The 23895-nt window shown below is 31.7% G+C and carries 24 protein-coding genes, 1 tRNA gene and 1 pseudogene; 14 read left to right on the top strand and 12 right to left on the bottom strand.

Annotation, left to right across the window (positions count from 1 at the left end):
- Position 1 precedes the first annotated feature (1 nt).
- The gene (gene glyS, locus Nisw_RS04635; RefSeq protein WP_141976927.1) at positions 2-1459 is read right to left on the bottom strand and encodes a glycine--tRNA ligase; all 1458 of its coding nucleotides are present in this window, start codon (positions 1457-1459) and stop codon (positions 2-4) included.
- A gap of 30 nt (positions 1460-1489) precedes the next feature.
- A complete protein-coding gene (locus Nisw_RS04630; RefSeq protein WP_141976925.1) occupies positions 1490-2329 on the bottom strand; it encodes a deoxyribonuclease IV in 840 nt (279 codons plus the stop codon).
- Between the two features lie 85 nt (positions 2330-2414).
- On the opposite strand from Nisw_RS04630, the gene Nisw_RS04625 reads away from it, so the two are divergent.
- The 5 genes from Nisw_RS04625 to Nisw_RS04605 are packed head-to-tail and all read left to right on the top strand — an operon-like array spanning position 2415 to position 9005.
- Positions 2415-3440 carry a DNA primase gene (locus tag Nisw_RS04625; RefSeq protein ID WP_141976923.1) on the top strand — a complete coding sequence of 342 codons (1026 nt, stop codon included), beginning with the start codon at positions 2415-2417 and terminating at the stop codon, positions 3438-3440.
- Positions 3440-4561, top strand: a complete 1122-nt coding sequence (locus tag Nisw_RS04620; protein WP_141976921.1) for a DNA primase small subunit domain-containing protein — start codon at positions 3440-3442, stop codon at positions 4559-4561. The genes Nisw_RS04625 and Nisw_RS04620 overlap by 1 nt, the downstream gene beginning before the upstream one ends.
- Positions 4562-4608: 47 nt before the next feature.
- On the top strand, positions 4609-7464 hold the full coding sequence (locus Nisw_RS04615; RefSeq protein WP_141976919.1) for a UPF0182 family protein: 2856 nt from the start codon (positions 4609-4611) through the stop codon (positions 7462-7464).
- Positions 7465-8007 carry a gamma-glutamyl-gamma-aminobutyrate hydrolase family protein gene (locus Nisw_RS04610; protein ID WP_141976917.1) on the top strand — a complete coding sequence of 181 codons (543 nt, stop codon included), beginning with the start codon at positions 7465-7467 and terminating at the stop codon, positions 8005-8007.
- Positions 8008-8042: 35 nt separating this feature from the next.
- A complete protein-coding gene (locus Nisw_RS04605; protein ID WP_141976915.1) occupies positions 8043-9005 on the top strand; it encodes a tetratricopeptide repeat protein in 963 nt (320 codons plus the stop codon).
- Here Nisw_RS04605 and Nisw_RS04600 read toward each other — a convergent pair.
- Positions 9006-9079: transfer RNA gene (locus tag Nisw_RS04600), tRNA-Gly, on the bottom strand.
- 52 nt (positions 9080-9131) lie between these two features.
- Here Nisw_RS04600 and Nisw_RS04595 point away from each other — a divergent pair.
- The 6 genes from Nisw_RS04595 (at position 9132) to Nisw_RS04570 (ending at position 14257) form a co-directional block, all read left to right on the top strand.
- The gene (locus tag Nisw_RS04595) at positions 9132-9305 is read left to right on the top strand and encodes a zinc-domain-containing protein (protein ID WP_141976913.1); all 174 of its coding nucleotides are present in this window, start codon (positions 9132-9134) and stop codon (positions 9303-9305) included.
- Positions 9306-9503: 198 nt separating this feature from the next.
- Complete coding sequence (locus Nisw_RS04590) at positions 9504-9914, top strand: S6e family ribosomal protein (protein WP_141976911.1); 411 nt, start codon at positions 9504-9506, stop codon at positions 9912-9914.
- A 31-nt stretch (positions 9915-9945) separates the two neighbouring features.
- On the top strand, positions 9946-11208 hold the full coding sequence (locus tag Nisw_RS04585; protein ID WP_141976909.1) for a translation initiation factor IF-2 subunit gamma: 1263 nt from the start codon (positions 9946-9948) through the stop codon (positions 11206-11208).
- On the top strand, positions 11201-11569 hold the full coding sequence (locus tag Nisw_RS04580; RefSeq protein ID WP_141976907.1) for a PIN domain-containing protein: 369 nt from the start codon (positions 11201-11203) through the stop codon (positions 11567-11569). Before Nisw_RS04585 ends, Nisw_RS04580 begins: the two co-directional genes overlap by 8 nt.
- 36 nt (positions 11570-11605) lie before the next feature.
- Complete coding sequence (locus tag Nisw_RS04575; RefSeq protein WP_141976905.1) at positions 11606-12055, top strand: YbhB/YbcL family Raf kinase inhibitor-like protein; 450 nt, start codon at positions 11606-11608, stop codon at positions 12053-12055.
- A 66-nt stretch (positions 12056-12121) separates the two neighbouring features.
- Complete coding sequence (locus Nisw_RS04570) at positions 12122-14257, top strand: STT3 domain-containing protein (protein WP_141976903.1); 2136 nt, start codon at positions 12122-12124, stop codon at positions 14255-14257.
- A 4-nt stretch (positions 14258-14261) separates the two neighbouring features.
- On the opposite strand, the gene Nisw_RS04565 is transcribed toward Nisw_RS04570, so the two are convergent.
- From Nisw_RS04565 to cobO, 3 genes are read right to left on the bottom strand one after another with little or no spacing between them, the layout of a single operon-like run.
- A complete protein-coding gene (locus Nisw_RS04565) occupies positions 14262-14417 on the bottom strand; it encodes an RNA-protein complex protein Nop10 (protein WP_141976901.1) in 156 nt (51 codons plus the stop codon).
- Between the two features lies 1 nt (position 14418).
- A complete protein-coding gene (locus Nisw_RS04560) occupies positions 14419-15216 on the bottom strand; it encodes a translation initiation factor IF-2 subunit alpha (RefSeq protein ID WP_141976899.1) in 798 nt (265 codons plus the stop codon).
- 40 nt (positions 15217-15256) lie between these two features.
- A complete protein-coding gene (gene cobO / locus Nisw_RS04555; RefSeq protein WP_141976897.1) occupies positions 15257-15787 on the bottom strand; it encodes a cob(I)yrinic acid a,c-diamide adenosyltransferase in 531 nt (176 codons plus the stop codon).
- 86 nt (positions 15788-15873) lie between these two features.
- On the opposite strand from cobO, the gene Nisw_RS04550 reads away from it, so the two are divergent.
- Entirely contained in the window at positions 15874-17226 is a 1353-nt protein-coding gene (locus tag Nisw_RS04550) for a cobyrinate a,c-diamide synthase (RefSeq protein WP_141978503.1), read from the top strand.
- Here Nisw_RS04550 and Nisw_RS09505 read toward each other — a convergent pair.
- From Nisw_RS09505 to Nisw_RS04530, 4 genes and pseudogenes are all read right to left on the bottom strand, one after another.
- Positions 17215-17855, bottom strand: a pseudogene (locus Nisw_RS09505) (precorrin-8X methylmutase). The gene Nisw_RS04550 and the pseudogene Nisw_RS09505 overlap by 12 nt on opposite strands.
- Complete coding sequence (locus Nisw_RS04540; protein ID WP_141976895.1) at positions 17845-18597, bottom strand: sirohydrochlorin chelatase; 753 nt, start codon at positions 18595-18597, stop codon at positions 17845-17847. Before Nisw_RS04540 ends, Nisw_RS09505 begins: the two are co-directional and overlap by 11 nt.
- Complete coding sequence (locus Nisw_RS04535) at positions 18594-19646, bottom strand: cobalt-precorrin 5A hydrolase (protein ID WP_141976893.1); 1053 nt, start codon at positions 19644-19646, stop codon at positions 18594-18596. Before Nisw_RS04535 ends, Nisw_RS04540 begins: the two co-directional genes overlap by 4 nt.
- 31 nt (positions 19647-19677) lie before the next feature.
- Positions 19678-20778 carry a cobalt-precorrin-5B (C(1))-methyltransferase gene (locus Nisw_RS04530; RefSeq protein WP_141976891.1) on the bottom strand — a complete coding sequence of 367 codons (1101 nt, stop codon included), beginning with the start codon at positions 20776-20778 and terminating at the stop codon, positions 19678-19680.
- 74 nt (positions 20779-20852) lie between these two features.
- Here Nisw_RS04530 and Nisw_RS04525 point away from each other — a divergent pair, with 74 nt between their 5' ends.
- The gene (locus Nisw_RS04525; protein WP_141976889.1) at positions 20853-21722 is read left to right on the top strand and encodes an NAD-dependent epimerase/dehydratase family protein; all 870 of its coding nucleotides are present in this window, start codon (positions 20853-20855) and stop codon (positions 21720-21722) included.
- Here the strand turns inward: Nisw_RS04525 and metK are convergent.
- Both metK and Nisw_RS04515 read right to left on the bottom strand, forming a co-directional pair.
- Positions 21699-22865, bottom strand: coding sequence for a methionine adenosyltransferase (gene metK / locus Nisw_RS04520; RefSeq protein WP_141976887.1), 1167 nt, complete (start codon positions 22863-22865; stop codon positions 21699-21701). The two genes, Nisw_RS04525 and metK, sit on opposite strands and share 24 nt — an antisense overlap.
- 15 nt (positions 22866-22880) lie before the next feature.
- Positions 22881-23126: a U6 snRNA-associated Sm-like protein LSm6 gene (locus Nisw_RS04515; protein ID WP_012214473.1), complete on the bottom strand. Its 246-nt coding sequence runs from the start codon at positions 23124-23126 to the stop codon at positions 22881-22883.
- Positions 23127-23234: 108 nt separating this feature from the next.
- On the opposite strand from Nisw_RS04515, the gene Nisw_RS04510 reads away from it, so the two are divergent.
- On the top strand, positions 23235-23891 hold the full coding sequence (locus Nisw_RS04510) for an ATPase domain-containing protein (RefSeq protein WP_141976885.1): 657 nt from the start codon (positions 23235-23237) through the stop codon (positions 23889-23891).
- Positions 23892-23895 lie beyond the last annotated feature (4 nt).

Here is a 23895-nt window from a genome sequence, read left to right as displayed (position 1 = left end):
TCTATGGGAATGCAACTGATTCTAAAAGAATTGGATCAATTTCTGAAATTTTTATTCTTGTCTGTTCCATAGAATCTCTTTTTCTTATAGTAACGGTGTCATCTTCTAATGTTTGATGATCAACTGTAACTGCAAACGGAGCTCCAATTTCATCTAATCTTCTATATCTTCTACCGATTGCACCAGAATGATCTAAAAATGCATCAAATTTTCTTTTTATGGAAAGATAAATCTCATCTGTTTTTTCTTTCAACCCGTCTTTTTTTACTAAGGATAAAATCCCTACATGAATAGGTGAGAGATATGGTTTTAATGATAATACAACTCTTTCATGTTCTTTATCATCTTTTAATGAATGCTCTAAAATTGTGTATAGACTTCTATCAATTCCCATTGAAATCTCAAAAACATGTGGTAAGACTTTATCATCATTATCCATCACTTCAAATTTCTCTTTACTCTTGTTTGCATGACTGGACAAGTCATAGTCTGATCTGTAATTACATGCAACCAGTTCTAACCATCCGATTGTCGTTTCTACTTCAAAATCAAATGCAACTTCTGCATAGAATGCTTTTTCCTTGTCTCCTAACTTTCTAAATCTGCTCTTTGAGATATCTATTCCTGTTTTCTCATAAAACTCAGTCAGTATTCCTAAATAATATGCAACAAACTTGTTCGGGACTGTTCCTGATTCTATTGCTTCCTTACATGTCATTGAAATTGGCTCAGCGTCTGTTTGTACTCTGATTACCGTATCTTGAATCTCTACAAATTTTTCCATCTCATCTAGTTTTGATGGGTTACAAAATACTTCAATTTCTGCCTGATAAAATTCTCTTAAACGTAAGAGACTTTGTCTTGGCGCAATTTCGTTTCTAAAACTTTTTCCAACCTGAGCAATCCCTAAAGGAAGTTTCCCCCTCATAGTTTTGTATAATCTAGGAAAATCAACAAAGATTGATTGACATGTCTCTGGTCTAAGATATGCCTCTTCTTCTTCAGGACCAATTCCTACTTTAAACATCATATTGAAATTCTTTGTTTTATCAAATTCTCCTTTACACTTTGGACACTTTATGTTATTTTGATTAATTGCATTATCAAATTCCTCCAAATCTGCACTTTCGGGAATTTCAATTTGTGTTAACTCTGCAATTGTTCTATCAGCTCTAAATGTTGAGTTACATTTTGTACATTTTATAATTGGATCTGCAAAATTTCCTAAATGCCCTGATGCTTCAAACACTGATTTTGACATTATTTGAGAACCATCAATCTCTAGCATTCCATCTCTTCTGATTAATTCTCTTCTCCATAATTCTAAAAATTTATTTTTTAAACCCACCCCTGTTGGACCATATTCCCAAAAACCAGCTTGAGCATCTGCATAAACCTCACAACTTGGAAAGTAAAATCCACGCTCAAGTGCTAATTTCATTACTGTTTCATAGTCCATATCTATTCACAAAAACCATTGAATAAATTTCTACGCAAATTCTTTTGCTTTTCTAATGTTCTCAAAGTCATCTCTGTCATCATCAATAGGTGTCTCTAAAACTATTGGTATTTTCTTTTTATTTGCATACTTTACAATAGCAGAAATTCCTTCTTCTCCAATCCCTCCCATTCCTAAATGATAATGTCTATCAAGATTACATCCAATTTCACCTTTGGCATCATTTAGATGAAGAATTTTCAAGTTATCTATTCCTACATATTTATCAAATTCAGCAAAAGTTTCTTTCACTGTTTTTTCAGTCCTCAAATCGTATCCTGAAACAAATGCATGGCATGAATCTAAACAAACACCAAATTTTTTTGTAGGTTTTAACTGCTTGAATATTTCTCCTAGTTGTTTAAAATCTGAACCCACAGAATTTTTTTGTCCTGCTGTATTTTCTAATAGAATCATTACATCATTTTTTGTTTTACCTGCTTGGGTTAACCCTTTGACTAATCTCTTAATTCCAGATTCTTCACCAGTTCCTAAATGGCTTCCCAAATGGGTTACAAGATATGGAATTCCTAACTGTGCACATCTCTCAACTTCATCAACCAAAGTTTTTACTGATTTTTCAAATCCGTCTTCTTTGGGAGTAGCTAAATTTGGAAGATATGGCATGTGTGCACAGGTTGCAAATCTATCAATTTTACTTTCTTTTAATTTTGATTTAAAATTAGTAATGTCTTCTTTTGTAAGTGGCTTTGCATGCCATCCTCTTGGATTTCTAGTAAAAATTTGAAATGCTGAACATTCTCTCTCAACTGCATTATCTACTGCCTTGTCAATGGAACCTGAAATTGATACATGACAACCAATCTGCATATTTCAAATTTCATCCAAACATAATTTAAATTAGCATCAAATATACTGAAACCAGATTTTTAAGTAAACTAGGTAATTTACTAATATGCTAGCACTTGGACAAGATGAAATTGCAAAATATCCCTTTTTAGCAGATGCTGGTCAATATCTAAAAGACAAGGGATTCACTTTAGAACAATTTGGAACTGATCCTGATCTAAAAGAACTGATAACTAAAGCATATGAAAGAATTCAGGTTGCAGCAGATGGAAAGATCTACAAATCTGACCTGATTGAGGATCAGGTATCAAAAGAAGCAGCACTTCCCAGAGAGGTTTTCTCATTTCTGCTTGCCATAGTCTTGTTAAAATTAAGCGGTATGCATACTTTAATCAAGAGATTTGCACTTGCTGAGGCAAGACGTGCTGAAAAATATCTAGAAAAAGACTTGGCAAATATTTCAGATGAATCAAAAAAACAATTAGCGATTCGTGTAATTGATGATTTGTTTTCAGTTCAAATAGAAAAACTAGATGATTACTTTGTAATTCCAGTGTCTGATTATCTAAAACATTCTATTAATTTTCATGAAAGAGAATGGAAGTTAGTTAACAGACATGTAGAAAATGGCCAAGTCTTTCTTACTCCTCACGAAACTGTAAGATTAATCAGAAAAGAACTTGGCACTTATATCAATTCAAAAATAGTAAATGCAAAAACACCAACAATGATTCCTGGTTTTGAAGATTCTGTAAACAAACTTGTAATGTTATCAAAAAAATTCTCAACTTTTACCGTCACAACTGGAGAATATCCTCCATGCATTAAACATGCAATTGAAATACTTGAAAAAGGCGAAAACCTTCCACATTCAGGTAGATTCATGTTGGCAACCTTTCTTCTCTCAAAAGGACAATCTGTGCAACAAATTGCACCATTATTCAAAAATGCTCCAGACTATAATGAACGTGTAACCCTTTACCAACTTAATCATCTAGCTGGAACATCGGGTAGTGGCACTCAATACTCTTGTCCTTCGTGTGAAAAACTAAAAACACAAAGTCTTTGTTTTGCAACATCTGAGTGTGATGGCATAATTACTCCCTTACAATTTGGAAAGAAGAAAAAATAATGAAAGAAACTGACATAAAATTTCTAGAAAGTGCGTTCAAAAAATATTATTTTGAACAATTTGATTTAATTCGAGTACCTGAACGTACATCTGAAAGGGAATTCGGATATCAAAAATTTAATTCTGGAATGACCCGTCATATTTCAGTCAAAGACGACAAAGAATTGCATTTATTATTAATGCAAAATGTCCCATCTGATGTATATTGTTCAAATGCATATTACTCATTTCCAAATTTACCTATGAATGAGAAAGATTGGAAGGAAGCTGATCTGATTTTTGATATTGATGCAAAGGATCTTAATTTAGCTTGTAGAGCAAATCATACATTATCTGTTTGCAATGAATGTAATGAAATTTCAAAGAATTCTGAAAAATGTTTGAAATGCAATTCAACAAAATTAGAAAAAAAATCTCTACCATGTAAAAATTGTATTGACTCATCAAAAACTGAAGTTTTAAAACTATCAGAAATTTTAACTGATGATTTTTCAATAGATAAAAAAAATATTCAAGTGTATTTTTCTGGCAATGAAGGGTTTCACATCTATGTGTATAATTCTCAATTCCAACAAAATGGATCTCGAGAAAGATCCGAACTTGTTGATTACATCATGTTTAATGGTGCAATTCCTGAAAAATTTGGGATGAAAAAATTCAAACCAAATAGAAATCAATTCCCTGACTTTGGTGAATCTGGATGGAGAGGAAGATTCTCAAAATATGTATATGGTTCAAAATCAAAGAGATCAAAAATCATATCAGAATTACTTTCAAATGGTTATTCATCATTTCAAAAAACTTTGGATGATGTTTCTGAAAATATTGGAACAAAAATTGATCCTAATGTTACAATGGATATACATAGAATCTTTCGTTTACCTGGTTCTATCAACAGTAAAAGTGGTCTTACAAAAATTCATTGTAAAGACCTGGAAAAATTTGATGCATATGCAGATTCCTCTTTTCTAAGTGATGATACTGTCGAAATATTAGCAAATTGTCCAATTGAGTTTAAACTAAAAAATAAAAAATTTGGTCCATACAATAACGAAAAAGTAAGTATTCCAACATTTGCTGCAGTCTATATGATATGTAAAAAATTAGCAACAATTGCCTAATTTTGCTGGTAAGACATTAATTTACCAAATCCTAACTCAACTTGATTTTGTATAGCGCCTCTACTGATAAGCAGACTCCTCCTACTGATGCTGGAAAATACATCAGATTAGGCATTATTGCAATCATTGGTATTGTTATTTTTGCAATTGTAGGAAATCAAGCAGTCATTTTATCGATGAATTTCACAGAATTTGGCGATCAATTTACCAAGCCTCTCTATTACACGCTTGTTTCTACCATTATTCTATCTGCCATTGCATTAGTTCGTGTAAATATTTCAGGACGTTCTTCTATTTTCTGGTATGCAATTAATACTGCAATTGGATTTTTAGGCAAAAGTGGACAACAACCAATATCCAATGTAGTACCAAGTTTTAGAGATTACAAATTAAGTTCAGCTCAATTTGTCATCTGGCAAATTACCAAAATCTTCCTCTTTGGTGCATTCTTTGCAAATATTATGTTTGGATTTGCTGCAATGTCCTTTATTGATGGTAATTATCTTGGAATAGAAAATCTGCCAAAATTATTTTCATTACCATTTGTCACTCCTGAAACTGATCCAAACTATGCTGCAGAAAATGTAGTTCCAATGGTGCCTGCATTAGTAATTCTGATTCCTCCAATTCTTGCAGCAATTGGATTACGTTTGGTTTTGTATGTTGGGTTACACAGAATAATCCATGTAATCACTTCATTCCTTCAAGACTCTAATGACGGCAAACCACGATACCTAAACTATGTTTCAACTATTGAAGGAATAATTGGAATTGGAATACTTTGGGCAGGATTTAACTTATTTTTTACTGATCAAATTGATTATAACACAAGATATGTAATTGGTGGCACACTTGTAATTGGTTCTGCATTAATTGCATTTTCAGTAGTTGATCGAATTAGGGCACGTGTTCTAACTCATATGTTTAAGAGAGATGTATACATTAGAATACTTACAATAATTACAATTGCAATAATTATAGCAGGAGTTGTTTCTGTCAATAACAGCATTGCAGATGCAAAAAAGATTGAATTTTTGGGACCATATACTGCTCAACAAATTGGAGTAAATAGATACCTAGGTGAACTAAATAATGTCCAAGAAAATACTCATGATGTTCAATTAACCTCTGTTTCTCCAAACAATATCAAAAACTATGTTTCTCAAAATAGTGATGTTTTAGATGTAATTCGTGTTTGGGACTGGGAAGCAGCTTTTGCTAAATTAAAGCCTGAAATTGGTTTGATTCCTTATGTGGATTTTGAAGATAATGATATTTTGAGATTTAACAACACTTTGTATTGGACTGCCTCAATGAAACCAATTCTTCCAACATCTGTTAGTCTTGAAAATAGATGGTATAACGAACACCTTGTATACACACATGTTCCAGAAGGATTCCTTACTTTGGAAGCTACAGATGGACAAATTGTTGAAAGTGACCAATTTTTCAAACAAAGAGAAATTTACTATGGTGAAGGCGGTTTATTTGAGCAAACATGGTCTGCTTATCCAAATTCCAGAGGTTCTGAAAGTGCAGAACTTGGCGGTGTATCCTATTCTGGATTGGGAGGATTAGACGTTTCGCCTCCTTTGAGTTGGATATTTGAGCCAAACTTTTTGCTCTCATTTCCAGGAGAATCTGTTCACATAATGAGATACAAAGATGTACATGATAGAATGCAAACCTTGTATCCTTATTTCCTATATGACCTATTTGGAAAAGAATTAGATTCACTTCCGGTTACCGATGGTGAAAACTCCTATTGGTTAATTCCACTAATCATTGGATTTGATACAAGAGATGTTCCTTGGTCTGTTGGAAATCCATACTTGCGTCTAGTTGGATACGCCCTTGTTGATTCATACGATGGTGATATTCAATTACTAAAGACTGGAGATGATTTCTTTACAGAAATGTTTGCTAGTCAGTATGAGGAACAATTCCAACCAATGCCTGCATGGCTAGAAGAACAAATTAGGTATCCTGTTGAATTATTTAATTGGAAAACTGAAATGTACAATGTTTATCATGTGACAAATGTTGAAACATTCATTCAAGCAAATGAATTCTATGAAATTCCTCGTGGTCTTGATACCTATTATGTTGAAGCAAAACCTCCAGGATTTGATCAAACTGAATTCCTAGGATTACTATCATTAGAACTGAGAGGTTCTCAAGGAAGAAATCTTGCAGGATATATGGTAGTTGAAAATGATCTTACTAATTTAGGTAATTTACAATTTTATGAAGTTCCTCTCAATTCTACAACCAAATTAATTGGTCCAACTGCTGTTAGAGAAGCACTTGATAGAGATCCTGAATTTGCTCAATTAAAGACATTATTGAGAAATCCAAGAATTGGTGATAATATTTTATATCGTGTAGGTGTGCATGATGTTTACTTTATTCCTGTTTATACTGCTGGTGCTGGAGGTGTAGTTGCACAATTAGGAACAATTGCAGCTGTAGGTGCAGCATTCAATGGAGAATATTTTGTAGGACTAGGTGATACTCAAGAAAAAGCATTTGAAGCCTATTTGAAGAAAGTGTCAGGTGTTGCGGGTTCAATTACTGTTGCTGATGAAGATTATGTTGAATTAGACAGAGATGATAGAATAGAAATTATCAAAAAAGTCTTTGAAGAAAATGACATTACCGTATCAGAACCCACATCAATACAAATTCCATTATCATTTAATGAAGGAGAATTATTCTTCTTTACTGAAAATGATCGTGAGGACACTGTAGAGTTCCTATCACAATTCATTGATGACTTTGTACAGCCAAGAAGTGATAGGGTATTCATGTGGCAAGAAGAGAATAACCTCAACATTGGAACAATATTTGTCAAAGATGGTATATCTGAGATTCACTATGTCTCAATTGAGGTAGGCAACTAATTGCTCTTAGTTGTAGATAATGGATCTGTTTACACAAAAAACCTAACTAATTTTCTTACTGAAAAAAATATTTCATTTGAAATTCAAACTCCAAACAATTTAGATATTGATTCATTATCTGATTATGATTCTTTTATTTTATCTGGTAGAAGAAAGAATGAAAAAAAAATTAATGAAATAAATTCAAAAATTGTAAAATATTCTATTAAAAATAATTCTAAATTACTTGGTATTTGTTATGGTGCTGAAATTTTAGCCCTTACTTTGGGAGGCACAATCAAAAAAAGTTTTTCCCTTCAAAAAGGGAATGAAACTGTAAAGGTTTTTGAAAATAATCTAATTAAAAATAATTTTTTATTGGTTTTTGAAAGTCATAATTTTGAGATATCTAAATTGCCCTCTGATTTGATCTCTATTGGTGAATCTGTTAATTGCAAATATGAAATTGTTAAGCATGTGAACAAGCCCATTTTTGGAACCCAATTTCATCCAGAAATGAGTTTGGATGGAAACAATATGATTGAAAAATTCTGTATGCTCTGAATCATTTTAATTACTCTGGAAAAATTACTTAAATCATGGAACAAGAGGATCATGAATTACTTTTACCATTAGTTGAGGAAGAAAATATTTGTCTTCCATTACCCGTTAATGTGGTTTCAAAATATTGGAATATTGATTTACCTATGGCTGAAGCTGTGGAAACTGCAAAAAAATATGCAGGATTTAACGGAAGTATACTCATTGAAGGTATCGAATCTGCAGAAAGACATGGATTAGTGTGCAAAATCGTACATTCCTCTTTGAATGAATTAAAAAAAATTATTGATTCAGGAATTCCTCCAATAGTAATTCTTCCAGGAATCCCTGAAGTTACTCAACATGCCTCAATTATTACAGGTTACAATGATGAAGAAAAAACAATTCTGCATTATATTCAAACAGGAAATAAAGAAGGTGAAATGCAAGAAGGTGCAATTCCTGAAGAAATATTTGAAAAAGAGTGGTCTGAAGAAGGCAAATTACTGATAATACTTGCACCTGAAGATGTTGCATCTTCTATCACACTTGAAAATGATTCTTTTAACAAATCAAATCGACTATGCTTTGAATCTGAAAGACAAAGTATTCTTAAAAATCACTCTGAAGCAGTTAATTTATTGAAGCAAGCAATAGAATTGAATCCAAAAAATTCAACTGCACTTCATCTTTTAGGTACTGTGATGAATGAACAAAAATCTTCTGAATGCATTAATTTTTATGAACAATGTTTAGAACTCAATAATCGTTCTTATTTGACCTATAATGGCCTTGGGAATTTTTATCTTAAAACAAATGATTTTGAAAAGGCAGAAGATTGTTACACAAAAGCAATTGAAATTAATCCCAAACGTTCTGCAAAAATTTACAAAAATCGTGCTTATCTTAGAGAACAACAAAACAAGAACAATGATGCAAAAGATGATCTCAAAAATTATCTGAAATATTTTCCAAAGGCTCCTGATAGAGGAATTATCGAACAAGCAATTCGTGAATTATGATGCGGAGTGCGGGATTTGAACCCGCGGCCTTCAGCTTGGGAAGCTGACGTCATACCGGACTAAACTAACTCCGCTTGAACCATCTTCATTAATTATAATTAAATATCTTGATTCACAAGTTGGTATATGGATGCAAGATGTCCTGAATGTGAAAAAGTTGCAGTTTTGGATGATAATGTAACAAATGTAAAATGCCCTCATTGTAATTTTGAAGCAGATTATGATACATATCTTGAAATCATGAAAGATCAAGCAATTAACATGTCTTCTGAATATATTCCTGATAGACCTGGACTGTAATCTACCAAAAATTTCCTTTATCTGAGCAATCTAGATGTGATCCACAATTTGGGCAAAACATGTGACAGGCTTGCATGTCCACCATCTTATTATCGCATTTAGGACATCGTATATCTTCAGCCATGCACATCTTTGTTATTATTAATTTAAAAATAATGTCCAAAGGTTAATTAGTCGTTTTAGATTTTTTTCGAATACTTGGCAAACTTCAAGATAACCATTTCCGACATTAAAGGAAAATCAATGTCAAAAGAACTCAAAGATAGCGATGCCAATCCACTTTTGGGTCTTGAATTAGGACATGAAACTGATGCTTCTGTTGTTGGTCTAAATGGAAAACTAAAACTTACTGGAGGCAGTGACAAATCTGGTGTTCCAATGAGAAACGACATTCATGGGGCTGCAAGAAAATATGTTCTACTTTCTAAAGGTGTAGGTTTGCAAGATGCAGAGAAAGGACAAAGAGTAAGAAAATTAATGCGCGGAAATACTATCTCTGAAGAAATTTATCAAATTAATTGTAAATTTGATGGTGAATTACCTGTTGAAACTCCTGCAGAAGATGCAGCAGAGTCTACAGAAGAAAAATCTGAAGATAAAAAAGAATAACTTAACATATACCGATTCTACATTTTGACTCATGCATTGGAGAGATACACTTCCTGATTGGTATATTGAAAAATATGGATATCAACCATGTGTTAACATTGGAACCGCAGGTCATGTAGATCATGGAAAAACTACTCTCATCCAAGCATTAACTGGTTCGTGGACAAGTGTTCATAGTCAAGAACTAAAACGTGGAATTACAATTAGAGTTGGTTATTCTGATGCAGCATTTTACAAATGTAAAAACTGTGAAGAACCATTAGGATATTCTACAACACCAAAATGTAACAATTGTGGAGGAGAAAGTGAATTATCTCGAGTTGTTAGCTTTGTTGATAGTCCAGGACACGAAAGTTTGATGGCAAACATGTTATCTGGTTCTGCATTAATGGATGGTGCATTATTATTGGTTGCAGCAAACGAAAAAGTTCCAAAACCCCAAACAAAAGAACATCTTCTAGCATTACAAACACTTGGAATTCAACAAATTGTAGTTGTTCAAAATAAAGTTGATCTGTTGTCTTACAAAGAAGCACTTACAAATTATCAAGATATTACAAAATTTGTCAAAGGAACTCATGCTGCAAAAGCACCAATCATTCCAATCTCCGCTCAATCTGGCTTAAACATTGATGCATTAATTGGTTCAATAGAATCTAATATCAAAACTCCTGAAAGAGATGAGAAACAAGATACAGTCATGCATGTTTTACGTTCATTTGATGTTAACAAACCAGGAACTAAATTAAAAAATATCAAAGGAGGTGTTATTGGCGGCAGCTTAACTCAAGGTGTTTTTAACATAGGTGATGAAATTGAAATCAAGCCTGGAATCTTAAATGAAAAGAAAAAAATCTATGAACCATTAATTACAGAAATTACTTCTTTGGGAACTGCTGCAGGAATTGTTGAATCAGTAAAACCTGGTGGATTGGTTGCTATTGGTACTAAACTAGATCCTTCAATGACTCGTAGTGATTCATTCATTGGCTCAGTTATTGGAAAACCCGGAACACTACCTGAAAATTCTACACAGTTGAAACTAGATGTGACATTGTTTGATTCAGCAGTAGGAACTACTGAAGATATTAAAGTTCAACCAATACAACCAGGTGAGCTACTAAGAGTAAACATTGGTACTGCTCCATTATTAGGTAAAGTATCTAAAGTGAAATCAAAAAATGTAGAGATTGAATTAAGAAGACCTGCATGCATTTTTGAAGGTGGAAATGTTGCACTAAGTAGAAGAATTGATGAACGATGGAGACTAATTGGTGCAGGAATAGTTGGTTGAAGTTATCTGTGATACTAGTTTTCTCATTAATCTTGCTACTAGAAGAATAAAAAATATTGATAACCTTGATGTGGAAATAGGTATTATTTCTTTTGTTGTTCCTGAAGTTGTAAAAACGGAACTATTGAAATTACAAAAAATTCCTGAAAAAAAATATGATATTGAAAAAACATTAGATTTTATCAAAAATTTTAAAACAATTCCACTATCAGGTTCCTTTGCAGATAAAGAATTAATAGAATTTACAAAATCCAAAAAATCTATTATTGGTACAATGGATAAAGAACTAAAAAAGCAAATTAAACATGTTGGAGGTTCAATACTGTCTTTTTCTAACGATAAAATAATTTTAGAATCTTAGAAAAATTTAACTTGAAGCTTTAAACTCATTAAAAATATGAAATTAGAAAGCTCATCTTTTAAAAATGGTGAAACAATACCAAAAAAATTTGGTTACAAAAATGGAAATGTTAGCCCCTCCTTAATTATTAGTGACGTTCCAGAATCAACTAAATCTCTGGCTTTAATTATGGATGATCCTGATGCGATGGGAGCAGTTGGAAAAGTTTGGGTACACTGGGTCTTATGGAATATTCCTAGCGATATCAAAAAAATTGACGAAAACTCTATACCTGAAAATTCCATTGAAGGAAAAACTGACTTTGGAGAAATTGGTTATGGTGGTCCAGCTCCTCCTGACAAAGAACATACTTACGTCTTCAAATTATATGCACTTGATATTATGCTTGAACTAAGTAAAGGTTCAACCAAATCAGATCTTGAAAATTCTATAAAAGATCATATTATTGCTGAAACAAAATTAACGGGAAGATATTCTCCTCAATAAGAAAAATTTCTAATAAATAATATTTTCATATAAAGAGTAATAAGCCTAGTTTTATGTTGAAAAATGTTGAATTCTAATTCTACTTTAATATCGATTGGAAATTTTGATTTTAAATTGAATCATCTATTAGTAATTGGCATTCTTTCATTATCTTTTTCAATCTCTTTTTTGGTACGTTCTCAACCTGCAGAATGGGGTTGGGAACTGCATGAATTTGATCCTTTTTTCAATTATAGATCTACTGAATATTTAGTTAACAATGGAATTGATGCATATTTTGAATGGAATGATGAATTAAGTTGGCATCCAATTGGTAGAGATGTATCTGAAACTTCACAAGTAGCATTACATCTTACTGCTGCTATAACTTATTGGATTTTTGGCGGTGGAGGAAATCTATATGATTTCACAATCATTTTTCCTGCAATTTTTGGTTCTTTGACAACTATAGTCATTTTTGCATTAGTTAGAGTAATCGCTGGAACTTCTGCTGGATTATTATCTGCATTATTATTCTCAATATCTATTCCGATTTTAACAAGGGGTGCTATTGGATGGTTTAAATCTGAACCACTTGGTTTGTTTTTTGCTATTTTATCTCTGTACCTTCTCTTAAGTGGAATTAATTCAAAAAATCAAAAGATTGCTATACCTAAACTTATTTCTAGTGGATTTTTTATAATATTGAGTTTATCTGCATGGGGTGGAAACCAATTTTTCATAATTCCTCTGGGTATTTTTTTCCTAACTTTACCTTTCTTACGAAAAGATCATAAATTTTTGATATGGGCTATTCCAATTTTCAGTTTATCTGCAACTGCTACCTCTCTAGGCTTTGAAAGAATTACATCTAATTTCTTAGTGGGGTTGGGTGGATTTGCATTACTTCTACCAACAATTTTTCTTGTATTGTGCATAATTATTCAAATTAAAAGTAATGAAAAACATAAAATGCGGAATGGCTTGATCTTTCTTGCATCTTTTCTAATCGTTGCCTCAACTTTTCTTGTGATGAACTCATCAGAAGAATTCATTCAACTACCATCTCATAGATATCTTAATGCAATAAATCCATTTTTGACAACAGATGATGCATTAGTCGATTCAGTTTCTGAACATGCCACTACTACGCTTCAAAATTCCTTCTTATTCCATTCAGTTCTGATGATTTTTTCTGCTATTGGAATTTGGATGTTGTTAAAAAATTCTAAATACTTGACTATTCAAAATGACATGAAATCTTTTTCATTAATTCTAGGAATTACTGGTGTTTATATTGCATCTGCATTTCTTAGATTAGAAGTATTTGCTTCATTATCTGTTATAATATTGGCTTCATTAGGAATATCAATTCTATGTAAATTATTCTTTTCAAATACAACTAAATTTAATAATTTAAAAAATATAGTTTTACAACTATCTTTTGGAATTGGAGTCATAATATTATTAATTCTTCCACTAACTTCTGCCTCACCTCTAAATGTATTTCAAGTTGGTGATAATCCATTCACCATGCTTAATGGTGGAACAACTTATGCTGTAACTACTAATGACTGGAATGATTCTTTAGACTGGATCAAAAATAATACTCCTACAAATTCTGTTGTTGCATCGTGGTGGGATTATGGATATTGGATTCAAACAAAATCTGACAGAGCTACTTTGGCTGATAATTCAACAATTCATACTTGGATAATTGAGAAAATTGCAAAGATTTTCCTTTCTTCCCCTAATGAGAGTTGGAGAATGTTACAAGAGATGGAAGCAGATTATTTTGTAATTTTTGTAGCTGGACAAAGGTTGACTCTTGATGGAAATGAAAATCAACCCCTCTATATTTTGGATGGAGGTGGTGATGAATCAAAGAAACAATGGTTTATGAGAATAGCAGGTGAACCTTTGGATAAACACCTTCAGAATGACGGTATTAGTGGAACCGATCATTTTTGGAATAACACCTTACTAGGAAAAATGATTCCATTTAATTTACTAGGCTATGTTAATTTCCAAACAAACCAACAATCATTATCATATCAACCTGGTTTTACTGCAATTTATGAAAAAGATATAAAATTTCCTCAGGATGGTGATGGTCCATTAAGACTAGTTTACTCTTCACCAAGTTACGATGCATCAAAGGGTGAAGCTGTTATAGGCATTTTCATTTATGAAATTAACAAAGATTATGTCCCATTAGATTAATTTTTTAATTGTATCTTTCAGCTAATCTATATCTCATGTATTTATCATCAGGTGAAAACTTTGCTGGATGTGCAGAAACTGTTTGTTCATTACATTTGGGACATTTTTCTTTAAGTGTATATTGAAAACATTTGGTACATTTTCTTAATTGAAATCGCATTTTAATTCTCTCGAGTTTTCTTTGACTCTTCTCTAGTGAATTTGAATGATCCTTTTTTCTTTTCTATGTTAGATTGGATATCTGCAATTATTGGTTTTAATGACTTTTCTGCAGATTTAAAATCTTCTGAAGTTATTGATAACCTGTATTTTGGTGCACCCAAATATGTTATATCTATCGTAGAGTCTTTTTTTAATTCATCTAAAAGAGTTTTCTTAATAATTTCAATCCCATCTGATTTTGAATTTGTAATCTCCATAATTCCTCTAATTTCTACAGATGGAAGTTTGATTTTTGAACAAATTTCTTCAATAACAGTTGCAGTTTTCTTTGGAATCTTTAACTCCTTGACTGAATTAATTCCATTTCTTCCAATATCAATGAATGCATCATATACTGAATCATATTTTGAATAAATACTGTCTTCTAGTTTTTCAACATCCTCATCGGATAATTTTGCTTTTTCTTGAACATTCTGTAATAGAGTTTTTCCTTTCTCAAATTTTTTAACTTCTTTTAGTTTTTGTTTTTTCTGATCTTTTGAAACTTGTTTCAATGAAAGATCAATATCACCTCTTTGTGGATTTACTTTTTTTACAAGAAGGACTTTCTTCTCTCCATCTTTTACAAATCTATTAACTGATCTTATCCAACCTGGAGCAATCTCTGAAATATGTAAAAATCCTTGTAAATTATCATATTCATCTAGTGTAACATATGCGCCATGATCCATGACTTTAGTTACTGTGGCAAGAACAATTTCTCCCTGTTCAGGCATCTCTTGAACTTCTGTAGACATTTCTTCTAAAACTCCTAACTGTGTAAATTAATGTTGCTGGCTAGAAATCTATCCCTTTCTTTGCTTTGATTCCTTTCTGAAATGGATGCTTAACCTCCTTCATTTCTGTGACTAGATCTGCAATTTCTATTACTTCTTCTTTTGCATAATTTCCTGTTAGAACCAAATCTATGTTCTCCGGCTTTGATTTTATCAATTTTAACACATCATCTACAGCAATCAAGTTCAAATTTACTGCATAGTTGATTTCATCTAAAATCACAATATCATATTTTCCTGATTGAATTTTTTCATTACTGATTTTAATTGCTTCTTTGGCAACTTTTTCATGATCTTCTTTTGGGCTTTTGTCATCAATAATTCCTACAAATCCTTTTCCAACTGCAACCATCTCAAATCCTGGTTCGAGTTTTTTTGTTGAATCCATTTCCCCATAATGCCATGAACCTTTGATAAATTGGATCATGCAGATCTTTTTATCATAACCTGATGCTCTTAATGCTAGTCCCAACGCTGCAGTTGTTTTACCTTTACCCTTTCCAGTGTAAACAATTGTTAAACCCCCGCTCATGATATTCAATTTGATTATCTAACTAAAAACATTGAGTATTTTCTAAATACATCGATTTAAATAAAAAAATAATGGTATTCATGCAATTGAAAATTCCAAGAATTGTTTTAGCAGGTGCCAGTAGTGGAGTTGGAAAAACATCCATAACATGTTCAATAATACATGCACTTCAAAAACAAGGACTTTCTGTTCAACCATTCAAAGTAGGTCCTGATTATATAGATCCAAGTTATCTTTCAAGTATTTCTAAAAATGAAACATTCAACTTGGATGTTTGGTTAATGGGAAAAAATCATTTGTTGTCTAGTTTTATTTCAAACTCAAAATCCAATGTATCTGTAATTGAAGGTGTAATGGGATTCTATGATGGGTTTGGCGGTGACTCAAACTATGCTAGTACACATCATGTATCTTCTATAACAAAATCACCTGTAATTTTGATTCTTGATGCCAGTAAAACTGCTCGCTCTATTGCTGCAACTGCATTAGGATTTCAAAAATTTCATAGAAATTCTAGAATTTCAGCCATTATTCTTAATAAAATAGGAAGTAAAAAACATGAAAATTTATGTAGGCAAGCTCTACTAAAAACAAAACTTCCAATAGTAGGCATAATACCAAAAGACCCTCTTCTTAGCCTAGACTCAAGACATTTGGGATTGTTCTCTACTTTAGATAGCAAAACACTATATGCTAAAATTCAAAAAATCTCAAAAATAATTTCAAAAAATTTAGACATTCAACAAATTATAAAAATCTCAAAAAATACTTCTGAACTTCAAAGAATCTCAAAACCTACTTACAAAAAACAAAAAACAACAATTGCAGTAGCATTAGATACATCATTTAATTTCTATTATCAAGATAATTTAGAATCTCTTCGAAGAGAAGGCGCATCCTTGAAGTTTTTTAGTCCTGTAAATGACAAAAGAATTCCCAAATGTGATGGATTATACATTGGTGGTGGATTCCCAGAAATTTTAGGATCAAAATTAGCAAAAAATCAAACTATGAAAAAACTTATCAAAAATCTTGCTGAAGACAATCATCCAATTTATGCAGAATGTGGAGGATTAATGTATCTTACAAAATCCATTTCATCAGAAAATAAAAAACATAAAATGGTTGGTATCTTTGATGCAGAAACTTCTATGACAAAACGGATGAAACTAAATTATACTAAAGGAAAAATTAATCATTCAATAATTTCTGAAAAACCACATGGTATTCAAGGTCATGAATTTCATTATTCTAAATTAGATTCTGTATCTTCTGACTCAAAGTTTGCTTATGAGTTAGAAATTGGTGACGGAATAAAGAATCACAAAGATGGATTAATTCAATACAATTCTCTTGCCTCATATGGCCATCTTTATTTTGATAGTTCTAATTATGCAAGAGACTTTGTTAAAAACTGTATAAAGTACTCAAGAAGCTGATTCTGCTCGAATTAACTTGAAAATTGCATTAATTATTGCAGAAGCTGAAGAACTACCACCTTTTCTTCCTAAATTTGTGATAAATGGAACTTCCTCTAATTTAGATAATTCTTCCTTTGATTCTGCAGCACAAATGAAACCTACTGGAATCCCTATGATGAGTGCAGGCTTGACAACCCCTTCTTTTACCATTTTTATCACCTCTTGTAGGGCTGTAGGTGCATTTCCTATGGCTACAATTCCTCCATCAATTTCTGATTTTGCAGCCCTCATTGATACCTGAGATCGTGTTTCTCTCTCTCTCTTTGCCAATTCCATAATTTCAGGCTTTGATATATTACAAACAATTTCATTCCCAAAATCTTTAGGATTTTGTTTGTTTAGCCCCCAATTACTCCATTAACATCAACAACAATACTGCAACCATTCTTCAAAGCTTTCATTCCACTTTCAATTGCATCTTTATGAAAAATTATTTTATTTTTATCTGCAAAATCAAAATCCGCTGTAGAGTGAATGATTCTTCTTACAATAGGCCATTCTTTTTCATTATATGAATGAGAACCAATTTCATCTTCAATCATTTGCATACTTGCATCTTCAATTGATTGACCTTTCTTAGTTTGCATCTTCTACCTCTTTTGCCCTCTCAATAATTAAATCAATAATTTTTTCATCAGTTCCAATATGTTTTGTAATAAAAGTATCTTTAAGATTTGAATCTTTTAGTGCTGGAATTAAATCATTATTGATGTCAGTTTTAACATGTGCACCTTCATGTAAGAAATAAAATACAATTATCAATACCTTTGGTTGATCTTTTTTGCATTTTTTAATTCCTTCAAAAATATCTGGTTGTTCAATCTCTAACCAACAACGACTTACATTTCTGTAAGAATTTTGTAACTCGTCTACAATGTAACTTAATGATCTTTGAGCATTTGGATCTTTACTACCATGACCAATTATCATTACATCAACATCTTTGTTAGGTAATGTAATATTATTTTCTTTAAGAGTAGTTGCAATTCTGCTCTCAACAATATCTACCAAAGTTTTGTGCATGCTCATTGGTTTTGTTACTAAGAATTTTACTTCAGTATCTTTCTGTAATTTCATTACATCAGTAACTGCAATTTTTACTTTTTTTCCTGGATACAGAAAATATGGAACTATTGTTAAAGAATCAATATCCTCTTTGAGGCATTTTGAAATACCATCTTCAATAAATGGTGGTTCTACCTCTAAAAAGCAATAATCTGTAAAAACGTAGTCTCCTTTAGCCTTGATGCCTACACAAATAGTCTCTAATTCCTCAGAAGCTTCTCTTTCTCTACTTCCTCTATCGATAATCAATAACCCTCGTTTCAATTTTCAATCCTCGCTATGGCTATAGTCAAATTTGGCGGGAATTTCTGCTTTTCTACAATTAATTTACCCTTTGATACTAGAATTGCTGCTGCTTCTGAAACACTAGATGTTCCCTCAAATGCTTTTACAGTATCCGAAGGATTGGGGGCTGTAACTTTAGCTAAATCTTCTCTTTCTACATATTCAACTGGAATTCCCATTTGTTTTCCTGCGTCTATCAAACCTTGTACGTCTTCAGGTTTTTTTATAGAAACCAGTTTTGCTATTGATTTTGAACTAAGTTTGAATTTTTTCAGACAATCATTGATGCCATCCATGATCGTTTCTTTTGAAGTATCCCAGTGTAGACCAATCCCAATCACTAAACTAAGAGGCCTGTAAATAATTGATTCAGATACTAAATCATTTTCAATAATTTTATCTGAAATTATTAAATTTGATTTCGATTTTGAATTTTTTAATTCTTCTATCGTATTGTATAATGAAACATTTTTTGGTAATTGTTTATACCAATTTTTTTCTCCTGCATCTTGAAAAACCCCTATTGGTTCTTCATTTACCATATGTGCACTAATTCTAGTAACACTTGAATCATCTTCAATCTCCCACCCAAAATTTTTTCCAAGTAAATCTACAGCAATAGTCTTGTTTACATCTGCAGCTGTAGTGATTACTGGTTGCGCTTGTAATTTTTCTGCAATTTTTTCAGTAAGCTCATTTGCGCCACCTATGTGTCCTGATAATACACTAATTACAAAATTTGTTTTATCATCAATTACAATTACTGCAGGATCTGTCTTTTTGTCTTTAAGATAAGGTGCAATTAATCGAATTACTGCTCCTAGAGAAAATAGACAGATTAAGGCATCATTTTTCTTGAAAAGTTCAACAATTTTCTCTGATGTAGGCTCTGAATACCATGTTATAGAATCATCTCGGTTAGAAAACTTAGATGGCGCAAAAATAGTCCATTTTGGAAAAAATTTTTTGATGTTTTGACCAATATTTATGCCATTTTTGGTAATTGCAAGAACTGAAATTCTTTCCATACTCAAAACTTTGTTGATTTAATAAAATACCTTACCCTCTTGGTTCTCTTGCCAAGATATTTCCTTCAAAATCAAACAATATTACATCGATTGGAACTTTTTCTTCACTGTGTTTTCTCATATGCCTATACACTTCAGCACATATTAATTCAAAAAATCCCTCTATGTTATTTTCTTGAATAATTTCTGATACATGTCTTGCTGTATTTGCTTTTTTAATAATATCAATAATTTTTTCATCTGCATTGACTTTTTTTGCTAATTCTGCTAGAAAATTCATATCCACTTTTGAACCTTTGACATGAGTTTGTTTAACTCCTGCTGCCATCTTTGCAAGTTTTCCAATAAATCCAACAACATATGCTTTTTTGATATTCTTTTTACCACATTGTTGAATTGTATATCCAGAAAAGTCTCCCATCTGTACAAAACAATGTTCTGGTAGATCTATGATCTTTTTTGCAAAATCTTCACTTCGTCCTCCAGTTGTTAACACTACTGTATCATTTCCCATAGCAATTGAAACATCCAAATTTTGTCTAATTGATGCAGCATATGATGCAGTTGAAAATGGAATTACTATACCACTTGTACCTAAAATCGAAATTCCATCTTTGATACCTAATCTAGGATTGTCTGTTTTTGGTCCTAATTCTTTACCTTTTGGAACTGATATTACAACTCTAATTCCTTTTTCTTTTAGGATGTTTTCTCCTATTTCTTGAAGATTTTCTGTAATCATTTTTTTTGGAACTGGGTTAATAGCCGGTTTGTTGATTTCTAAACCTAAACCTGGTTTAGTTACTATGCCTACTCCTTCTCCACCATCGATTTCAATTTGATTTTTGTTATCATTGAGTGTTACTTCAACTATGATTTCAGCACCATGTGTGACATCTGGATCATCTCCTCCATCCTTTATCACAGAACATTTTGCCTTATTTTTTTCAAATTTACATGAATTAACGGGAATCTTAATTGTAGATTTTTTAGGTAAGGTAATTCCAACTTCTTCAATATTTTGTTGTTTGATAATTGATAACAATGCTGCTTTCGATGCTGCAGTAGCAGAACTTCCTGTTGTATACCCTGTTCTTAGCTTTTTTTCTTCTGCCACAACTGGTGTATTCATTTTGCTGTATTAACTCTTGTTTAGCATTTTTTATTTTCCAAATAGATTTAAAATAAAAACTACTTGAAATTCTTATGGATAAACCTCTTCAAATAGTGATTACTGGTGCTAATGGGTTTGTGGCAAAAAATCTTAGAAAGTATTTGTCTGAAAAAAACATTCATCTTATTTCAATATCTAGAAAAAATTTTAAATCCTTCAAAAATGAAACAAAAATTGTCTCTAAAAACTATGATCAAAAATCACTTCTTCCCAAAATAAAAAAATCTGATGCTTTAATTCATCTTATAGGAATTGGGAAGCAATCTGTAAACACTGATTATGAATCAATTAATTTTCAACTGACACGAAAAATTGTTAGCTTATCTAAAAAAGCAAAAATCAAAAAATTTGTTTATGCAAGTGGATTAGGTGTATCTTCTGATACCTGTGTTGGATATTTTATATCAAAATACAAGTCTGAAAAATCTATTATTAATTCAAAAATTGATTATACAATTTTTCGACCTTCATATATTGTAGGCAAAGATGATCTTTTCACTAAATACTTGAAGAAATCTATTAAAAAAGATGAAATCATTATTCCTGGTTCTGGAAAATATTCCATCCAACCAATTTCAATAAATGATGTTACAAAAATAATTTTTCAATCTATTGTTGATAAGAAATTTAAAAATAAAATAATAGATCTTGTTGGTCCTGAAATAATTTCATTTGAAAAATACATTCAATTATTCCTACAAAAGAAAAAAATCAAACTATGTTATGTTGATATTGAAAAAGCATACAATCTTGCAATAACTGACTCAAAATTTGATTATGGGGTAGATGATCTCAATATTCTGGTTGGAAATTTCGTTGGAGATCACGAAAAACTCAGAAATTTATCAAAAATAAATTTTCAATCAGTTAAAGAATTGTTAAAGACCGGCGCCTTGCTTTAGCACATCAACTTTGTTTGTTTTTTCCCAACCAAACTCTGGCTCGTTTCTTCCAAAATGACCATATGATGCTGTTTTTTTGTAAATTGGCCTTTTCAAGTCTAATTGTGAAATAATTCCAGATGGTTTCATATCAAAATTCTTTCTAACTAAATCTTCGATTTGATTTTCAGGAATCTTGTTTGTTCCAAATGTGTTGACGTATAATGATACTGGTTCTGCAACTCCAATTGCGTATGCAAGTTGAACTTCACATCTATCTGCAAGACCTGCTGCAACCAAATTTTTTGCAATATACCTACACATGTAACAAGCTGATCTGTCAACTTTTGACGGATCTTTACCAGAGAAAGCTCCTCCTCCATGTCTTCCAAATCCCCCATAAGTATCCACAATAATCTTTCTTCCAGTAAGACCTGCATCTCCATGTGGTCCTCCAATTACAAATTTTCCAGTTGGATTGATGTGAATTTTGATATCATCATTCCATAGATTTCCTAATACTGGTTTAATCACCTTATCAATAACTTCTTTTGAAATCTCTTCTTGGGAAATTTCTGGTGCATGTTGAGTGGAAACAACTACTGTTTCAATTTTAGTTGGTTTGTCATCTTCATATCTTACAGAAACTTGAGTTTTTCCATCTGGTCTTGCCCATGGTAGTGTATTATTTTTTCTTACTTCGGATAATTTTTGTGCAAGTTTTTGTGAGAGCAATATGGGCATTGGCATAAGTTCTTCTGTTTCATTTGTAGCATACCCAAACATCAATCCTTGATCTCCTGCACCTTGTTCCTTTTCTTCAGTAGCTGTAACCCCTTGACTGATATCTGGACTTTGTGAATGAAGACGTAAAGTCACTTCACAAGATTCTGTATCGAACATCAAATCTTTATTATCATATCCAATTTCTCGTATGGTTTTTCTGACAAGTTCTTCTTGAGCTTTTTTATCAAAATTTGCTTTAGATGTTACTTCTCCTGCAACCGCAACAAAATCTGTAGTAACCATTGTTTCAACTGCAACTCTTGATTCTGGATCTTGCTTAAGAAATTCATCTAAAAACGCATCAGAAATATTATCACAAATTTTGTCTGGATGTCCTTCTGTTACTGATTCAGACGTAAATAGAAAATTATTTGTCATAAAACTCACTACCCACTAGAGTTCATTTTCTAGTTTGATGAATAATACATTGTTACCTCTTACGATAACTCTGCCATAGTTTGCGATAGTTTTGCCTTCATGTAGTTCTTCAGCATCTGTCATTATCAAATTCATGTATGAATCAACATTATCCATTTTACCTTTGTATTCGACTTCATTTTTCAGTCTTACAGTAACTTTCTTCTTTGTGCTTTTTTGAAGAGTTGTTAGAGGTCTTTTTGCGCTATTTGATTGAGACACTAATTGTTCACTTGTTTTGCAACTTTGTTCTCTAGAATAAAAGCCTTACCTCCTTTGAGAAAACAGAAATTCCTTAAATTTTTTCTTCCTTTTCTAATAATAACACAAATGATCTCAACTGGATTACAAAAATTAGATAAATCTCTATCTGGAGGAATTCCAGATGGAATAATTGTAGATATTTTTGGAAAAAATGGAACGGGAAAAACCCAACTATTATTACAATTGACAATAAATTCTATCAAAAATGGGGGCCATGTCCTGTATTTTGATACAACAGGGGGTTTTAGACCTGAAAGAATATTGGATATCCAAAAAACATCTGAACCTCAATTTAATTTTCTTAACAAAATTACTGTTTCCAGATTAACTAACACCTCTGAACAAATTAACTCAATAAAAAATATTGACAAAAATTTCTCATTAATTGTAATTGATAATGTAACTGATTTGTTTTCGTATGAATATCAAAAAAATGAAGCTGTTTTTGAAAAAAATTCTTTGTTTATGAAATATATGCATGATTTGTCTAATTTTGCAATATCTAACAAAATCCCTGTCGTCATCACTAATATGATAAGAAATTTGGATGGAAAAGAAATTGAAAATATGAAAAGTGCAATCGATCCATTTACTCATATCAAAATACATCTTACAAAAAATTCCTCAAAATTCAATGGAAAAATCTATTCACCTTTTGTAGAAAATTCATTTTCATATACAATTAACAAATCAGGATTATCATGTGTTCCTGAAGATATTTAACACT

It is taken from the genome of Candidatus Nitrosopumilus sp. SW, assembly GCF_006740685.1.
Classification (GTDB): Archaea; Thermoproteota; Nitrososphaeria; order Nitrososphaerales; family Nitrosopumilaceae; genus Nitrosopumilus.
This window is presented reverse-complemented; position numbering and strand designations above follow the sequence as displayed.